11 protein-coding genes and 2 pseudogenes are annotated in these 14,387 nt (G+C 45.1%); 8 read left to right on the top strand and 5 right to left on the bottom strand.

All coding sequences use genetic code 11. The features are described 5' to 3' along the window. Positions 1–845 precede the first annotated feature (845 nt). Positions 846–2,747, top strand: a pseudogene (locus ACLM7Z_RS08415) (helicase); the annotation flags it as partial. 43 nt (positions 2,748–2,790) lie between these two features. Here the strand turns inward: ACLM7Z_RS08415 and ACLM7Z_RS08410 are convergent. Together ACLM7Z_RS08410 and ACLM7Z_RS08405 are read right to left on the bottom strand one after the other, a co-directional pair. Further along, the gene (locus ACLM7Z_RS08410; protein WP_435644794.1) at positions 2,791–3,699 is read right to left on the bottom strand and encodes an IS3 family transposase; all 909 of its coding nucleotides are present in this window, start codon (positions 3,697–3,699) and stop codon (positions 2,791–2,793) included. Continuing rightward, a complete protein-coding gene (locus tag ACLM7Z_RS08405) occupies positions 3,696–4,034 on the bottom strand; it encodes a transposase (protein WP_087021933.1) in 339 nt (112 codons plus the stop codon). The genes ACLM7Z_RS08410 and ACLM7Z_RS08405 overlap by 4 nt, the downstream gene beginning before the upstream one ends. 77 nt (positions 4,035–4,111) lie before the next feature. Between ACLM7Z_RS08405 and ACLM7Z_RS08400 the strand changes: the two are divergent. The 3 genes and pseudogenes from ACLM7Z_RS08400 to ACLM7Z_RS08390 form a co-directional block, all read left to right on the top strand. Continuing rightward, a pseudogene (locus ACLM7Z_RS08400) lies at positions 4,112–7,132 on the top strand (DEAD/DEAH box helicase family protein); the annotation flags it as partial. Positions 7,133–7,145: 13 nt separating this feature from the next. Continuing rightward, entirely contained in the window at positions 7,146–9,893 is a 2,748-nt protein-coding gene (locus tag ACLM7Z_RS08395) for a DUF3849 domain-containing protein (RefSeq protein ID WP_435644862.1), read from the top strand. Beyond that, complete coding sequence (locus tag ACLM7Z_RS08390) at positions 9,890–10,093, top strand: transposon-transfer assisting family protein (RefSeq protein ID WP_435644861.1); 204 nt, start codon at positions 9,890–9,892, stop codon at positions 10,091–10,093. The genes ACLM7Z_RS08395 and ACLM7Z_RS08390 overlap by 4 nt, the downstream gene beginning before the upstream one ends. A 53-nt stretch (positions 10,094–10,146) precedes the next feature. On the opposite strand, the gene ACLM7Z_RS08385 is transcribed toward ACLM7Z_RS08390, so the two are convergent. Then, positions 10,147–10,395: a helix-turn-helix domain-containing protein gene (locus tag ACLM7Z_RS08385; protein WP_435644860.1), complete on the bottom strand. Its 249-nt coding sequence runs from the start codon at positions 10,393–10,395 to the stop codon at positions 10,147–10,149. Positions 10,396–10,513: 118 nt separating this feature from the next. On the opposite strand from ACLM7Z_RS08385, the gene ACLM7Z_RS08380 reads away from it, so the two are divergent. The 4 genes from ACLM7Z_RS08380 (at position 10,514) to ACLM7Z_RS08365 (ending at position 12,509) form a co-directional block, all read left to right on the top strand. Further along, the gene (locus tag ACLM7Z_RS08380) at positions 10,514–10,846 is read left to right on the top strand and encodes a hypothetical protein (RefSeq protein WP_435644859.1); all 333 of its coding nucleotides are present in this window, start codon (positions 10,514–10,516) and stop codon (positions 10,844–10,846) included. Further along, positions 10,813–11,736: a transposase gene (locus tag ACLM7Z_RS08375; RefSeq protein ID WP_435644858.1), complete on the top strand. Its 924-nt coding sequence runs from the start codon at positions 10,813–10,815 to the stop codon at positions 11,734–11,736. Before ACLM7Z_RS08380 ends, ACLM7Z_RS08375 begins: the two co-directional genes overlap by 34 nt. A gap of 135 nt (positions 11,737–11,871) precedes the next feature. Continuing rightward, complete coding sequence (locus tag ACLM7Z_RS08370; RefSeq protein WP_435644809.1) at positions 11,872–12,222, top strand: transposase; 351 nt, start codon at positions 11,872–11,874, stop codon at positions 12,220–12,222. A gap of 68 nt (positions 12,223–12,290) precedes the next feature. Continuing rightward, positions 12,291–12,509, top strand: coding sequence for a hypothetical protein (locus ACLM7Z_RS08365; RefSeq protein ID WP_435644857.1), 219 nt, complete (start codon positions 12,291–12,293; stop codon positions 12,507–12,509). Positions 12,510–12,549: 40 nt separating this feature from the next. Here ACLM7Z_RS08365 and ACLM7Z_RS08360 read toward each other — a convergent pair whose 3' ends face one another. Next, positions 12,550–13,287, bottom strand: coding sequence for a hypothetical protein (locus tag ACLM7Z_RS08360; protein ID WP_435644856.1), 738 nt, complete (start codon positions 13,285–13,287; stop codon positions 12,550–12,552). Beyond that, positions 13,280–14,377, bottom strand: a complete 1,098-nt coding sequence (locus tag ACLM7Z_RS08355) for an AAA family ATPase (protein WP_435644855.1) — start codon at positions 14,375–14,377, stop codon at positions 13,280–13,282. Before ACLM7Z_RS08355 ends, ACLM7Z_RS08360 begins: the two co-directional genes overlap by 8 nt. Between the last annotated feature and the right edge of the window lie 10 nt (positions 14,378–14,387).

The following is a 14,387-nucleotide window of genomic DNA, read 5'->3' as shown; positions in this document are numbered from 1 at the left end:
CCGGTATTGCACTGTTTGACGCAAATTCAGATTATCCGAGAATGCGCTATGTCTTCGATATATCGGATACTTCTCCAAGAAAGAATGCCGTTCCGGTGCAGCTCTGGTCTATGTCAGATGAACACCGTCAGACCGTTCACCAGTCTTTATCTAACCGATTCGGTGTTCCATCTGAGCATTTCACCTTGGAAGATCAGATGGCACGCACTGCCGTTAAACTGACCTCTGATTTCTGGAATGCAAACCGTACCTATTTCGAGGAACGGATTCCGGCAAAACAGGCAAAATCCTTTTATGATACAGCGGTTTCCAGCGTGATTTTCTCACTGTATATGCGCTGCGGAAATAAGATCAATCCGCAGGATTTTCATACATTTGAGACGGTTTCCATGCTGAATCCACAGGCAGTCACTGCATTAGGTGCAACAGTCAGCAATGTTTCATCACAGATGCTGCGAACGATTGAAGCTGCAATCCGTAAATATGAACAGGAAAGGACACAGGAACATGAACGAGACAACCAACAATCAGAACCACAACCGTCCGCTGGGCAGGTACGGCAGGCTGCGCCGGAGCTTTCTTCAGGAGACCAATCTGCTGCTGTTCAACGAAATGCTGCTGAACGGGAGCCTGTATCCGCACCTGTACCAGATCGAGGAACAGGCGAACCGGTTGCACGAACAGATCATGAGCGAACTGCTCCGGAGGAATCCTCCGCTGGACAAGAAAAACAATCAGATGGAATGGGTACAGCACATGAACAGTCTGCAAGCACAGACGGAGGAAATCGTGATGCAGGAGCTGATTCTCAATTAAACCTGTTTTCTGCAGAACCTGCACCAGCTGTTGAAAAACCTGTTTCCGTCCCCAAACAAATCTCAGCTTCCAATTTCCATATCACGGACGATCATCTTGGCGAAGGCTCCGCAAAGGTTAAATTCAACCGCAATATCGAAGCCATACGAACACTGTTCACGTTGGAAGAAGAAAATCGTCCTGCAGCACCGGAAGAGCAGCAGATTCTGTCCCAGTATGTCGGCTGGGGCGGTCTGTCAGATGCGTTTGATGCCAACAAATCTGCATGGGCGCAGGAATATCAGACCTTAAAGGAACTGCTGCCTGAGGATGCATACGGCATGGCTCGTGCCTCTACCCTGAACGCCCATTACACCAGTCCTACCGTTATCAAGGCAATTTATGAAGCTGTTGGACAGCTCGGATTTCGGACCGGCAATATTCTGGAGCCGTCCTGCGGTATCGGCAATTTCTTCGGACTTCTGCCGGAAGAAATGCAGGAAAGCAGGCTCTATGGCGTGGAGCTGGATTCCATCACCGGACGCATCGCACAGAAACTCTATCCCGATGCAGATATTACGGTTGTAGGCTTTGAAACCACCGATAAACGTGATTTTTATGATTTAGCAGTCGGAAATGTGCCGTTTGGCAATTATAAAGTAAATGATAAGGCATACAACAAATTAGGCTTTTCCATCCACAATTATTTCGTTGCAAAAGCACTTGATCAGGTGCGTGCCGGAGGCATTGTCGCCTTTGTGACCAGCCGCTACACAATGGATCAGCGTTCGCCGGATGTACGCAAATACATTGCCCAGCGTGCAGAACTGCTGGGAGCTATCCGTCTGCCGAACAATGCGTTTCGTGCGAATGCCGGTACGGATGTTGTATCCGATATTCTGTTCCTGCAAAAGCGTGAAATGCAGATGGATGTAGAACCGGATTGGGTGCATCTCTCACAGACAGAGGATGGCATTACGCTCAACAGCTATTTTATTGAGCATCCTGAAATGGTGCTGGGACAGCTGACAACTGCCAGCACACAGTATGGCAAAGAAGAGTGTACCGTTCTCCCGATAAAGGGAGCTGATCTTGCGGAGCAGCTGCATGAAGCTGTCAGCCATATTCACGGCAGTTACCAGCCTGCGGAAATCATTGACCATGCCGCCGAAGAAAATACAGATATTCTTCCGGCTGACCCGGATGTAAAGAATTTTTCGTATACCGTTGTTGACGGTGAAATCTATTATCGGGAAAACTCTATCATGACCCGTGCAGACATCAATGCGACTTCCAAAGGCAGAATTGCCGGTATGGTCAATCTGCGCCAGATCGTCAATGAGCTGATTGAATATCAGTTAGAGGATTATCCTGATGCTGAAATTATCGCCAAACAGCAGGAGCTGAATACGGCTTATGATGCATTTACAAAGAAATACGGTCTTATCAACTCCCGTGCGAATACTTCCGCATTTTCGCAGGATTCCTCCTATTATCTGCTCTGTTCACTGGAAAATCTGGATGAAAACGGCAATCTGGAGAGCAAAGCAGATATGTTCACCAGGCGCACCATCCGGCCGGCACACAGCATTACTTCTGTTGATACGCCGAGTGAAGCACTGGCTGTCAGTCTCGGCGAACATGGCAAGGTTGATCTGCCCTACATGGCACAGCTGCTGGGGACGCCGGATGAATACGATACGATCATCGCTGACTTAAAGGGTATTATTTTCAAAGATCCGCTGGCAGACAAAAGCATAACATCCGGTTGGCAGACTGCGGATGAATACCTTTCCGGTGATGTGAGAAGCAAGCTGCGTATCGCACAGATGGCGGCGAACCGTGATTCCGCTTTCAATATCAATGTGGAAGCACTGCAAAAGGCACAGCCGAAGGATTTAGACGCTTCCGAAATTGATGTCCGGCTGGGTGCAACATGGATTGACGCTGATTGAAGTTGTCAAGATCAGTTGACACATTTTGCTCAAGGATTTGCTAAGCAGCTTTCTTTAGGGAATGATAGTATCTCTGGCGTTTTACCATCGGAGGCAGCCCGCCATTTCTGGAACAGATACGGCGGTTATTCCAATACCCGATAAAGAATCTCCAAATCAGCGTCTTGAGTTCATCAATGGTCATCTTTTCGGTGTTGTAACGTCCATAAAGTAGTTCAACCTTCATTCTGGCCCACATGCTTTCGCAGCGTGCATTATCATGGCATCTTCCACCAGCACTGTTCATACTCTGAAGGATTCCATATCGGCCGATGGCTGCCCGATACTCCTGACTGGTATATTGTGCTCCTCTGTCACTGTGAATGATAACGCCACGCAGATCGTGGCAGGCATCATGGGCATTCTTCAGCGTCTGAACACACAGGGATGCTCTCATGTTGGTATCCATTGCAAGCCCCAGAACACAGGAATCGTAGCAGTCAAAGACAGCGGATACATATAGCTTTCCATCTTTTCCTTTGACTTCAGTAATATCCGTAACGCACTTCGTTAGTGGTTTGTCTGCGTCAAAATTGCGTCTTAGCAGATCATCGGATTTACGAGTTTCCTTATCTGCTCTGGTAATGCCATTGGGCTTGCGCCTTGGTGTGTGGCTGATACCCAGTTCCTCCATGATCCGGTATACCGTCCGTTCACTTGGAATTTGCACGCCCTGTGGCTGTTTCAGACGTAAAGCCTGATACATGCGGATTCGACCGTAAGTATCGTTGCATTCGTCTTCTGCAAGGATCTCCAGCATGGCATCAGCCAAATCCTGATACTTCCATGGGCGAGTCTGGGCCTTCAGATATTTGTAGAACCCCTGCCTGCTGACATGGAGCAACTTACAGTAGAATGCAATTTTCCCCGTGTTCTGGCCATCGTTGGTTTTCAAGGCAATGAATTTCATTCTTTCGTTCTTGCAGACCTCCGACGGCTCGCGGCGAAAAAAGCGCTGGCTTCCTCCAGAAATTCATTTTCTTCTCTGAGCCGTTTGATTTCCTTGTTCTGCTCTTTAACCTGTTTGCGAAGCAGCTGAATTTCTTCACTCAGAGTCATGGCTCTTTGCGGTGTCTGTGTGCCGGCTCCCAGGCTCAAGTTGCCCAGACGGTACTGACGCATCCATGTATGCAGGGTGTTCGCTGGAATACCAAGTTCTTTGGCTGCCTTCGTTGTACCAATTTCCAACGCCAGTTTAACTGCTTGTACTTTATATTCCATATCATAGGTTCTGTTTTGTGGCATCGTTGTTGTCTCCTTTTTCTCTTGATTATATTTTTAATCCTTGAGAATCAGTTGTCAACTAAAATTATACAACATCAGATTACATCCATGATTTCATGATTGAAACCTTTGAAACGCCGTTTTATCTCCGTGACAACATTCAAGTGCAGTTTTCTGCTTACACCTCTGAATGGCGCATCACAAACAAAAGCCACCCAAGTCATAACGATGTTGCCGCTTATGTGACCTACGGCACAGACCGCGCAAACGCTTATAAGATTCTGGAAGATACGCTTAATCTGAAGGATGCCCGTATTTATGATACCGTCGAAGATTCCGAAGGAAAGAAAAAGCGCTTGCTCAATAAAAAAGAAACCATGCTTGCCCAGCAGAAACAGCAGGCAATCAAGGATGCTTTTCAGGAATGGATTTGGAAATCTCCTGCACGCAGAGAAGTTCTGACTGCTAAATATAACGAATTGTTCAATTCAGTACGTCCCCGTGAATATGACGGCTCACATATTCAGTTCATCGGCATGAATCCCGATATTCGTCTCCGTCCGCATCAGATCAATGCGATTGCCCGTGTTCTGTACGGCGGAAATACACTTCTGGCACACGAAGTAGGCGCTGGAAAGAGCTTTGAAATGGCAGCGTCCGCAATGGAAAGTAAACGGCTAGGTTTGTGCCAGAAAAGTCTGTTTGTTGTGCCGAATCACCTGACTTTACAGTGGGCAAATGAGTTTCTGCGCTTATATCCCAGTGCAAAGCTGCTGGTTGCCAGCAAAAAGGATTTTGAAACGGCAAACCGCAAGAAATTCTGTTCCCGGATTGCCACTGGCGATTATGATGCCGTCATCATCGGTCACAGTCAGTTTGAACGGATTCCGGTTTCGCCGGAACGTCAGGAACGATTGCTGCGAAGTCAGATTGATGACATTACCGCTGCGATTGATGAGGTAAAGCGAAGCAACGGCGAAAATTTTACCATCAAACAGATGGAGAAAACACGCAAAACGCTGGAATCTCGTTTGGATAAGCTGAATGATACAACCCGTAAGGACGATGTCATTTACTTTGAACAGCTGGGTGTCGACCGGTTGTTTGTAGACGAATCACAGGCATTCAAAAATCTGTTTTTATACACGAAAATGCGGAATGTCGCCGGATTATCCACTTCCGAATCCCAGAAAAGTTCTGATATGTTTATGAAGTGTCAGTACATGGACGAGCTGACCGGAGGCAAGGGCATTATTTTTGCAACCGGTACGCCGGTCAGCAACTCCATCACGGAGCTGTATACCGTCATGCGTTATCTGCAATATCATACCTTGCAGCAAAAGGGACTGACGCATTTTGACGCATGGGCAAGTACATTTGGAGAAACCACAACAGCGATTGAGCTTGCACCAGAAGGTACCGGTTACCGTGCCAGAACACGCTTTGCAAAATTCTTCAATCTGCCGGAATTGATGACGATGTTCAAAGAGGTGGCGGACATCAAGACATCAGACCAGTTACATCTTCCGGTTCCGGAGGTTGAAACGGAAACCATTGTTGTGCAGCCGTCTGAAATTCAGAAGGATATGGTTGCCTCCCTGTCTGACCGTGCAGCGGACATTCACGCCGGAAATGTTGACCCGTCAATTGACAATATGCTGCGTATTACCTCAGACGGACGCAAAATCGGACTGGATCAGCGTTTGATGAATCCGCTGCTGCCGGATGACCCGAACAGCAAGGTTAATGCCTGCGTACAGAAAGTATTTGATATCTGGGATGAAACCGCCGATGACCGGCTGACACAGATCATCTTCTGCGACACCTCTACTCCGAAAGCAAACGGTGAATTCAATGTATATGATGATGTGAAAGCCAAGCTGATTAAACGCGGCATCCCGGAAAACGAAATTACCTTCATTCACAATGCAAATACGGAAGTACAGAAAAAGGAACTGTTTGCAAAGCTGCGTTCCGGTCAGGTGAGAATTCTGCTGGGAAGTACACAAAAATGCGGTGCAGGTACAAATATTCAAACAAAACTGGTTGCTCTTCATCATTTGGATGTTGGTTGGAGACCGGCTGATCTTACACAGAGAAACGGCAGAATCATTCGTCAGGGCAATGAAAACAAGCTGGTACATATATATCAATATGTGACGAACGGCACATTTGATAGTTATCTCTGGCAGACGCTGGAGAATAAACAGCGTTTTATCAGTCAGATTATGACCAGTAAATCACCGGTACGCTCCTGTGAGGATGTGGATGAACAGGCTTTGTCCTATGCAGAGGTCAAGGCATTGTGTGCCGGGAATCCGCTTATCCGTGAAAAAATGAATCTGGATGTTGAAGTTGCAAAGCTGAAGGTTTTGAAAGCTGACCATCAGAGCAAACAGTTCCGCTTAGAGGATAGACTGCTGAAATATTTCCCATCTGAAATCCGCAGTCAGAAAGCTCTGATAGCCGGATTAACTGCGGATTTGAAAACCTTTGAGGCTCATCCGCAGGGCAAAGACTCATTCTGCGGAATTGAACTGAACGGACAGCAGTTTACAGATAAAAATGATGCTGGCCTGATTCTGCTCAGCTTGTGCAATACCATTTCCGGCTCCGAACCAACTCTAGTTGGACGGTATCGAGGCTTTTCGTTAGAGCTGTGCTTCAACAGCTTTGAGCAGAATTTTGATGCCATTCTTAAGGGTGCCATTCGGCACAGAGTAACGCTTGGAACGGATTCCAGAGGCAATTTTCTGCGTCTGGACAACCATTTAGCGACGATTCCGAAGCTGCTTGAGAATGCAATAGCTGATCTGGATAATCTGCATCAACAGGAAGCTGCTGCGAAGGAAGAAATCGGCAAACCATTTCCGCAGGAATCCGAATTAAAGGAAAAATCAGCTCGTCTGGCAGAACTGGATATCGAGCTGAATATGGGAGACGAACCGGAACGATCCGCAGAGCCGGAAGCGGAAACACCGGAAAAGTCATCCGAAGCCGCTGAACGTCCGAAGCTGTCCAGAAGTCTGTCTGAACGTATCATCACTGCGAAAAAGATTGCGGATGAATATAACAAAAGCCACGACGGGAATAACCGGAATCGTGACTTAGCGATGTAAAGGAGCTGATATTATGCCAAACAAACAGGAAAACCAGCAGGCTCGTGCTGAAAAAGTCAACGCTCTGCTGAAACAAATTGAAACCGGTACGCAGGAGGTATTCACCAGCGAACGCTATCTGCATTTTCTGCGTACCATGTCCAAATTTCATCAATATTCTTACCGCAACTGCATGCTGATCGCCATGCAGAAACCGGATGCTACTCATGTGGCCGGATTTCAGACATGGCAGAAAAAGTTCAAACGAACTGTTATTCGAGGTCAGAAAGGTATTCAGATTCTCGGCTACACGCCTTACAAAAAGGAAGTTGAGGTCGAGATGAAGGATGCAGACGGACGCATTATATATGGTAAAGACGGCAATCCGATCATGATCATTGAAGAACATTTGATCCCGCATTACCGTCCGGTTTATGTCTTTGATGTCAGCCAGACCTATGGCGAACCGCTGCCGGAGATTGGAGCCGAATTGACCGGTCTGGTGCAGAATTATGCGGATTTAATTCCGATTTTGCAGCATATTTCGCCGTTTCCGATACTCTTTGATGACCTGAACAGTCATTCGCCGGATACACATGGATATTGTGATTTTCTCATGCAGGAAATTCATGTCCGTCAGGGTATGAGTGAAGTTCAGACAGTAAAAACTGTCATCCACGAACTGGCTCATGCTGTGCTTCATGCGCCGGAACGGGATTTGCCATCAGAGAAACGGGCGGATCGTGCTACCCGTGAGGTGCAGGCTGAAAGCGTCGCTTTTGTCGTCTGCAATCACCTCGATGTAGATACATCTGATTACACCTTTGATTATCTGGCAAGCTGGAGCAGCAGCCATGAACTCAAAGAGCTGCAAGCCAGTCTGACTGTGATTCAAAAGCAGGCGTGTCAGCTAATTGATGCGATTGATAATGAACTGGAAAAGCTCCGTGAACAGCAGCTTTCGCAGGCTCTGGATGAGAAATATCAGGCTGTCGAGCTGTTTGAGCAGCCTGCATTGTTCACCAATGGCAGAGTTAATCCCGATATTCTGCCGGATGGATTGTACTTATATGACTTGAGAGGCTCTGACGATGATCCCGGTATTCCGGTTACGATTGAATCCGCTGTCACAGTCAATCATGCCGGTTCGGTTATCACGGCAGCTCCGCTGGAAATACCGGAACAAGGCTTTCTTTGTCTGGGAAATGGTCTGAATTTTGCAGATGGTGAGCTGAGTATTCGGGAATATCAGCACTGTTCCGAACAGGTTCTGATGCGTGCTGCCGAGCCTCGATTTGGTATTTATCAGCTGCGTGCTGCTGAGGAAAATGCAATGCTACGTTTTACCGGAATGGACTATCTGGAAGAACAGAATTTAACGGTTGACGGTGCGAATTATGAATTTATCTACGGCGATACGCTGGCAGAAAATGACACATTAGACACCATCTATACACGCTTTAGTCTGCATCATCCCGAAGATTATTCCGGTCATTCGCTGTCTGTCAGCGATGTCATCGTCCTGCATCAAAATGGCAAATCAGAAGCGCATTTTGTGGATTCTATCGGATTTACCGAACTTCCTGACTTTGTATCGGAACGAGAGAAAATTTTGAATTATAAGATTCCAGAACAGAATTACCAGCCGGAATATCGTATTGAACTCGATGAAACTGCTCAGACTTTCCTCGTTAAAGCAGAGAACAAGACGGTTTATGAGAGCACAGTTCGTGCGGACTGTGTACAGTTCATCACTGACCACACAACACCCAGTGAATGGCGGTATTATATCATTCCTGACCTGAACACATGGGCAGCCAATTCCGCAGATCAGACACCGATTGAATACTATCTGACCTTTGAAGAAGCAAAGGCTCGTTTTGATGAGCTGCGTCCGCAGGCATACAATCAGGAAACTATGTTGAATCGTTCCGGTTTGCCGTCTGCACGGCTGACGCTTGGCATTGACCGTCTGGACAAACCGAGTGCCACTGATATTCTTCATGTCAGAGACGGTAAAAATGTCATGGTAACAGATTTTGTCCGGCAGAATGATTTGAACACAGATGCTGTTGTCCTTGATATGATTTCCGAAACAGCTCAAAAAATCGGCTATGAGCAGGTGCAGGATTATCCGCTTCAGCCGGACGGCAATTATGCCAGCAAGCCGGTTATTCTGGATTTCACAGAATGGAGCAAAACACAGCCATATCTGAAACTGTCTGCTGAACCGCTTCCTGTCTATCCGTTCCCATACACTTATGCAAAGGAACATGGTGAATTGGAACAGTATCAGGCATCCAGAACAGCAAATATCGCCTGTAAAGATGCGATTGAACAGTCAATTCATGATAATTTTGATGGAATGCGGCTGAATCATGATGCCGCTAAAGACGTTATTACATCGTTTGGAAAAGAACGTGTTGCGTATGTGCTGGCAACTACGGTGCAGCTTCTTGAGCATGACGGCAGATTTTCTCCACGAAACAAAAGCTGGGCGCATACAATTGACAGCCAACCGGACAACAACGTTTTTGACGAAGATCGCCGTTCCAGCTTTCGGGTCGACAGCCATCCTGCTGTCTTGGATGGTTTTATTCATCTGTTCCGTCAGGAAACTGAACCAAAGCAGGAGCAAGCTGTCCGCAAACAGCCGGAGAAGTTCCATGATGCGCTTTCATCCCGTCTCTCAGATAGGATTTCGGCAGCAAAAAAGATTGCACAGACGCAAAATACGGGCAATTCTCACGAATTCCAGTCAAGAAAGGAGCCGCAGGTATGAATGAAATAAATTTTACAGTCTATGAAGAGGATTTGATTCGGATTTATCATCTAGACAACAATCCTACGTTGGCTGGTACGATTGCCAATATCCAGAAGAATCTGCCGTATATTGAAGATCAGGATGTGCGAGATGATGTGGAGGTGGTGCGAAGAAAGCTGGAACAGATTTCTCAGACAGATTTTGAAAAACTTTTCTGAGCAGAAATAAGGACGGAACATTACAGATGATTCTGGGGTGTTCCGTCCTATTTTTATTCCGTATTATCTAATCCTGCAAAGAATTCATCATACGAACAGTTATAAAGCTTTCTCAACTCAATCAATACGCTGGCTCGAATGTTCAATTCACCAGCTTCATATTTTGCGTATGTTGTTCTGCCAATGTCACAGCCTCTCTGTTGAAGCTTTGTACACAATTTTTCCTGAGAAATGCCTGCATCAGCACGGAGCCGACGTAAATTATCGCCCATATTTCTGTCTCGTCTGATTTTTTGCTCCATTTCCTTACTCCCGTAAATTGACCAGTATTGGTTGCAACTACGGATATTGTATGATAAAATCAAGCAAGATATTGACCGCTATACTGGTCAATTATTGTGATTGGTGAGGACTTAGGATATGGACATTATTACAGAAAAATTTTATTATTCCGATGATCGGGAATATTGGAATGAACAGTTAGAAATTTCAAAAGAATACCTCATGCTGCAGTCTGAGGCTTTGCAGGACGTTCCGAAAGAAGATTGTCAGCACCTTATGCAGGAACTGGACAAATCTATTTCTGAGGTATTATCACAGCTTCTTCCGCTCCCGGACAAGCTCTGCACAATCGTTGATCCCGCCAAATACAATACGTTCTGTTCGCTTGTCAATGGGGCCTGCGGACAAAAAGTTGGACTCCAAAAGGAGGGAACTGAATGTATACAAAAGAGCAGGAAGAAATCGCACTAAGAGAATACGAGCGGCTGGGATCAATAGCTGCTGTAATCCGTCGGTTAGGATACCCGAGCGAGTCTACGCTTTACCGCTGGTATGAGCGCAAAAAAGCCGGGTTAGAGAACAGACATGGCCACACAGAAGAGTCTCCCACAGAGATGGATCATCACTGCAACACATCGGGGCATCCAAGGCATCCCTCAGCAGAATTCAAATATGAGGTAATTCACCGTTGCTTTGAATTAGGCGAAGATGTAGAATATGTATCAAGGGAAATCGGATACAGCCGTATGAGCATATACGTCTGGCGCAGGAAATATCTGAAGTATGGGATGGTGGGTCTGATGGCGAAGAGAAAAAGCATACCAAGGGAGCCGTTGCCTCAGGATCATGCATTGCCTGAATCTGAGGAACTGGAGAATCTTCGAACGCAACTCCAGGAACTGCAGTTTGAAGTAGATGTGCTGAAGGAGACCATCTCAGTTTTAAAAAAAGACCCCGGCATCGATCTAACGGTACTCAGAAACCGTGAAAAGGCAGTGATCATCGATGCCTTGAAGGGGAAATATGCACTGCCAGCGCTGCTGTCCCGTTTTAAGATGGCCAAAAGCAGTTACTATTACCAGCAAGCTGTTATGAACAAACCCGACAAATATCTATCCCAACGGGCACAAATCACCTCGATTTTTCACGAAAACAGGGGCATATATGGTTACCGTCGCATTTATCTGGCGCTGAAGCGCAAAGGGATTATGCTCTCCGAGAAGATCATCCGCCGGATCATGAAGAAGAAAAACTGGTGGTTTTGCGCTCGAAGAAACGAAAATATAGTTCGTATTTGGGGAAATCACACCCGAAGTAGAGAACATCATTTTACGCGATTTCCATGCAAATCAGCCGTATGAGAAGTTGCTGACGGATATCACAGAATTTGCCCTTTCGAACGGCAAGCTATATCTCTCCGCCATGATCGATTGTTTTGATGGAATGGTTGTGGGCTGGACGATCGGAACCCGCCCAATGCCGATCTGGTCAACACCATGTTGGATCAAGTGATTGCCGATCTGCCAGAGGGCTGTCATCCGATTGTCCATTCTGACAGGGGCTGCCATTACCGATGGCCCGGATGGATTGAACGGATGAATGGGGCCGGTCTCATTCGCTCTATGTCTAAGAAGGGCTGCTCCCCCGATAACGCAGCCTGCGAAGGTTTCTTTGGAAGGCTCAAAAACGAAATGTTCTATGGCCGCTCTTGGACAGGAGTCTCGCTTGACGATTTTAGCCGGGAGATTGACCGCTATATCAATTGGTATAACCATAAACGCATCAAGTTATCTCTAGGTGGGATGAGCCCGATTGAGTATAGACATCATCTTGGTTTTGCTGCATAATCAGTCCAAGATTTTGTCCGCACCCCCATGCCTGCAATTTATTTGCAAAAGATCGTCGGCTGAATCTGATGATTTATACCGAAGATATGACCGGCTGTATCAGCTTTGTTTCTGAAGAACTAACCTGTTATCCAGACAGCAAAGAAATTCTGATTCAGCTTTGTAATGCTGCCGATGAAATTCATATTGCTCCGTCTGTTGATGCCGGAGAGGGGCGTTCTACCGATATAGATACTGGCGTTCGGATTGAATTCTGGTTTGACTTTTTTCAACAGGCAGAGATATAAAAAACCGCCTGCAGCTGCAAGCGGTTCAACAAGATTTTAGTCATGTACCATCAGTCAATAAGTTGGGATTATACTCGGCAATATAATATACACAGGTGCACAGAACAGAAACACTGTCATCACACTTTATTTTAGCTAACTGAACATTAAGAATGGATTCTGATTCAGGTAAAATATTTTGTGTATCTTCCGCAACACCTGTCATCCACAGTCCCTTTTTGATATTCTGCCAGATTACGATATTGCATTCATCGCAATCAATTGCAAATTTTCTATAATCCTTATTCCGATTTTCGTTTCGTACACGAGTTTTGTAACTTCCGTTTTTCAGTTCCCGCATCGTTGCAGCATACGAATTGTACATTTCATCCGGTATTGCTTTCATGTGATAAAATGCTTCAACCATAGGATAATTCAAGTATAATTTGCCTTGGTCAGTGGATTCTGAAAAATATCGGAGCATTTCCAGAATATGCTCTGGTGAAAATTGCGGATCTTGCGGATCAAGATCAAAAATCAGCAGAATATCTGAATATCTGTCATCAAATATCTTCTTTTTCTCTCCATCTTTTTCCTTTTCTTTTAAGATCTGCAATAAATCACAAGAATCCTGCTGTCCATCTCTGAACATCCGATTATATAATTCATAAATGTTTGTGTTATAAGAAACAATCTGATGACTTTCATTAATGCCATACACGTTTAGCAGATGCTGCATTAGTTTTACATCTGTTTTTGCTCCTTCAACAAGCATAAGAATTTTTGCTTTCTTAGCCATCAAATTCACCGCTCATATATAATTTCTCCAGATTATGTCCTTCACGCAGTTCACGGTCTGTTGCATCTACAATAGATGTTAATTTATTCGGAGTAAGAATAAAATAGCAGTCCGGACGCATGATGCGATTGCTTAATAAATTGGTATTATGAGAAGTGAAAATGACCTGCGTATGTTTCATTTGTTCAGCTATCTTTACAATAGTTTCAGACAGTTCATAATGATAATACGCATCGAATTCATCCAAAAACATAAAAGATACATCCTCTGCTGTTTTATACCAGTAGAAAAAAGTATACAATGCCTTTGTTCCACTCGAAGCAACGCTGAAGAATGGAAGCGGCACTTTCGCATTAAAGTACAGCCGTTTCTTGCCATCCGGATCAGTCAATGCAATCAAGTCTTCATGAACACCGGCTTTATGGAGAAATGTCTCAAACTCCTGTACAAGATCATTCTCGAAAATAAAATCAAAGTAATTCTTGCTGCTGGCTGTATAGCCAATGTAGCGGTTTTCATCCAGCACACGGAACCACAGCATATGATTTACATAATACATCATTTTGCGCAATGGATGATTCTCTTCAAGAATTGTATTATTTACGATATACGTCAAAACACAACCAATATCATCAAAATCGCAATTCAGTGTCGGAGAAATCTTTGCAATTCCCGATAAATCACCTGTCTTCTTCACATAATCAAAGGAAAAGAGAAGTTCATCATCGATGTGCAGCTGTTCATACAGAAGCTCCTGCTTATCGTTCTTATGGTAAACATAATCCACGATTCTGTTTTCAAAAGCAAACACATAGTGAAAAGCCGCATACCCGTTGCTGTTATCCGCATTTAAATAGTAATCATATAAATGTGGTGATACATTTTTTGTAGTCAAATGCGCAACAATATCAAACAAAGCCAAACCAAAGTTCGTCTTGCCCACAGAGTTCTTTCCATAGATAATCATTTTTCCAAGGAAGTTATCTGTAATACATTCTTTATTAAAACGATAATCACGGACATTTGAAAAATCCAAAGTGATTCGATCTCGAAAGTTTTTAAATCCTTCAACCTCAAATAATCTCAGCATATCATTCCCT

The organism is Butyricicoccus porcorum (genome assembly GCF_051246315.1).
GTDB classification, from domain to species: Bacteria; Bacillota; Clostridia; order Oscillospirales; family Butyricicoccaceae; genus Butyricicoccus_A; species Butyricicoccus_A porcorum.
The sequence above is the reverse complement of the archived record's forward strand: the minus strand, read 5'-3'. Positions and strand labels throughout refer to the sequence as shown.

Coding starts and splice junctions, on each gene's coding strand:
- ACLM7Z_RS08410 (WP_435644794.1), bottom strand. CDS start 3,699: ATGAAATTCATTGCCTTGAAAACCAACGATGGCCAGAACACGGGGAAA.
- ACLM7Z_RS08405 (WP_087021933.1), bottom strand. CDS start 4,034: ATGCCACAAAACAGAACCTATGATATGGAATATAAAGTACAAGCAGTT.
- ACLM7Z_RS08395 (WP_435644862.1), top strand. CDS start 7,146: ATGCCAAACAAACAGGAAAACCAGCAGGCTCGTGCTGAAAAAGTCAAC.
- ACLM7Z_RS08390 (WP_435644861.1), top strand. CDS start 9,890: ATGAATGAAATAAATTTTACAGTCTATGAAGAGGATTTGATTCGGATT.
- ACLM7Z_RS08385 (WP_435644860.1), bottom strand. CDS start 10,395: ATGGAGCAAAAAATCAGACGAGACAGAAATATGGGCGATAATTTACGT.
- ACLM7Z_RS08380 (WP_435644859.1), top strand. CDS start 10,514: ATGGACATTATTACAGAAAAATTTTATTATTCCGATGATCGGGAATAT.
- ACLM7Z_RS08375 (WP_435644858.1), top strand. CDS start 10,813: ATGTATACAAAAGAGCAGGAAGAAATCGCACTAAGAGAATACGAGCGG.
- ACLM7Z_RS08370 (WP_435644809.1), top strand. CDS start 11,872: ATGTTGGATCAAGTGATTGCCGATCTGCCAGAGGGCTGTCATCCGATT.
- ACLM7Z_RS08365 (WP_435644857.1), top strand. CDS start 12,291: ATGATTTATACCGAAGATATGACCGGCTGTATCAGCTTTGTTTCTGAA.
- ACLM7Z_RS08360 (WP_435644856.1), bottom strand. CDS start 13,287: ATGGCTAAGAAAGCAAAAATTCTTATGCTTGTTGAAGGAGCAAAAACA.
- ACLM7Z_RS08355 (WP_435644855.1), bottom strand. CDS start 14,377: ATGCTGAGATTATTTGAGGTTGAAGGATTTAAAAACTTTCGAGATCGA.